The 793-nt window shown below is 52.7% G+C and carries 1 protein-coding gene; it reads left to right on the top strand.

The window, feature by feature from the left end; genetic code table 11:
- Nucleotides 1-793, top strand: a 793-nt coding sequence (locus tag AC1DXC_RS27320; RefSeq protein ID WP_477462340.1) for a cadherin-like beta sandwich domain-containing protein, incomplete at both ends; no start/stop codon positions are given.

The raw sequence follows: 793 nt of genomic DNA, 5'->3' as shown, positions 1-793 counted from the left end.
TAGCGGCAATGAAAATTACAAGACTTCTGTGTCAAACACAGCGACAAGCGTAGTGCTTACGCCAACAGCAGAAGATGTACATGCCACCCTCAAGGTAAACGGCAACATAGCAGCCAGCGGCACACCAATAACGATTGCCCTTAGCGGGGTATCAACGTTAATTGCTGTACAGGCAACGGCGGAGGATGGCGTTACCACGCGGACAGTAACGGTACAGGTGAACAAAGCGGGGAGTACCAATGCCTGGCTCACAGGTATAGCCCTAAGCCCTAATACGGGCATAACGCAGGTTAGCGGTGGCGCGGGAGACTATAATTACACCGCCACGGTAAGCAATGCTATCATTAGCACCAGGCTTGTGCCTACCGCAAGCGATGCCACGGCAACCATACGCGTTAATGGCAGCATAGTAGCCAGCGGCGTTGCCTCGCAGGCCATTACGCTTGCCCCAGGTGCTAATACCATCACTACAGTGGTGACCGCGCAGGACGGTATAACCACTAAAACGTATACGATTGTGGTAACCCGTGCGCTATCGGGCAACGCGAATGTATCGTTAAAAGTTTCAGGGGCAAACCTCACGGGCACCACAGGTAGCGGCAATGAAAATTACAAGACTTCTGTGTCAAACACAGCGACAAGCGTAGTGCTTACGCCAACAGCAGAAGATGTACATGCCACCCTCAAGGTAAACGGCAACATAGCAGCCAGCGGCACACCAATAACGATTGCCCTTAGCGGGGTATCAACGTTAATTGCTGTACAGGCAACGGCGGAGGATGGCGTTACCACG

Source organism: Mucilaginibacter sp. P2_D11, assembly GCF_056404435.1.
Note: the sequence above shows the minus strand (reverse complement) of the source record. Positions and strands in the feature narration are given on the sequence as shown.